Here is a 1,504-nt window from a genome sequence, read left to right as displayed (position 1 = left end):
GCCGCGTCCACCAGGGCCGGGACCACGCCGAAGAAGGGCTTGGTGGCGGAACCGGGTTTGAGTGCGGTGGCGCCCGGCAGGGGGGTGATCAGGTGGCCGCCGGTCTCGGTCTGCCACCAGGTATCCACGATCGGGCAGCGCTCGTCGCCCACCACCCGATGGTACCACTCCCAGGCCTCCGGGTTGATCGGCTCACCCACCGAACCCAGGATGCGCAGCGACTTGCGCGAGGTCTTCTTGACCGGGTCTTCGCCGGCGCGCATCAGGGAGCGGATGGCGGTGGGGGCGGTGTAGAAGATGTTGACCTGGTGCTTGTCCACCACCTGCCAGAAGCGCGACATGTCCGGATAGTTGGGGATACCCTCGAACATCAGGGACGTAGCGCCGTTGGCCAGGGGCCCGTAGACGATATAGGTGTGGCCGGTGACCCAGCCCACGTCCGCGGTGCACCAATATATCTCGCCCTCCTGGTAGTCGAAGACGTGCTTGTGGGTCATGGCGGCGAAGACCAGGTAGCCGCCGGTGGTGTGCAGCACCCCCTTGGGCTTGCCGGTGGAACCGGAGGTGTAGAGGAGGAAGAGCGGGTCCTCGGCGTCCATCTCCTCGGGTTCGCAGACGGGAGCGGCCTTGGCCATCTCCTCGTGGTACCAAACGTCGCGGCCCTCCTTCCAGGCCACCTTGCCGCTGGTGCGGCGCACCACGATCGCGGTGCCGACGCTGGGGCACTCCTCGAGCGCGGTGTCCACGTTCTTCTTCAGGGGCACGCTGCGCCCGCCGCGCATACTCTCATCGGCGGTGATGACCACCCGGCAGTCGGAGTCCAGGATGCGGTCGCGCAGGCTGTCCGGGGAGAAGCCGCCGAAGACGATGGAGTGGACGGCACCGACCCGGGTGCAGGCGAGCATGGCCACCGACGCCTCCGGGATCATCGGCATGTAGATGCAGACCCGATCGCCCTTCTTGACCCCATGGGCCTTGAGCACGTTGGCGAATTTATTGACCTCCGCGTGCAGTTCGCGGTAGGTGATCTTGCGGTCCTCGGCCGGGTTGTCCCCCTCCCAGATGAGCGCGACCTGGTCGCCGCGGGTCGCCAGGTGGCGGTCCAGGCAGTTGTAGGAGACGTTGAGCTTGCCGCCCTTGAACCAGGTGATGTGCAGGTTCTCCGCGTCGAAACTCCAGTCCAGCACCGAGTCCCAGGGCTTGGACCAGGTCACGAATTCTTGCGCCTGGGCGGCCCAGAAGGTCTCCGGGTCGGCGAGCGACTGCTTGTACATCGCCTCGTACTGCGCCGCGTTGATGTGGGCCTTGGCGGCGATCTCGGCGGGGATGGGGTAAATTTTATCTTGCGACATCTCTCATGTCCTCCGGTTGGGGTGGTGGCCACCAGCGAAACCCAAGGGTTGGGTCTTTGGGGCCAAGGGCAAGCTTGCGGGGAAGCCAATACTAAACGTTAGGCAAATCGCTTTCCAGGTTCCCGCGGCCTGCGGCCTCCGCCCCGCTGGGG

General features: G+C 65.8%; 1 protein-coding gene. It reads right to left on the bottom strand.

Features of this window, described 5'->3' with window-relative positions:
• Positions 1 to 1,352, bottom strand: a 1,352-nt coding sequence (acs, locus tag QZY48_RS16005) for an acetate--CoA ligase (protein WP_295432627.1), incomplete at its 3' end; no start/stop codon positions are given.
• Positions 1,353 to 1,504: the final 152 nt, after the last annotated feature.

This window comes from uncultured Thiodictyon sp. (assembly GCF_903828115.1).
Classification (GTDB): domain Bacteria; phylum Pseudomonadota; class Gammaproteobacteria; order Chromatiales; family Chromatiaceae; genus Thiodictyon.
This window is presented reverse-complemented; position numbering and strand designations above follow the sequence as displayed.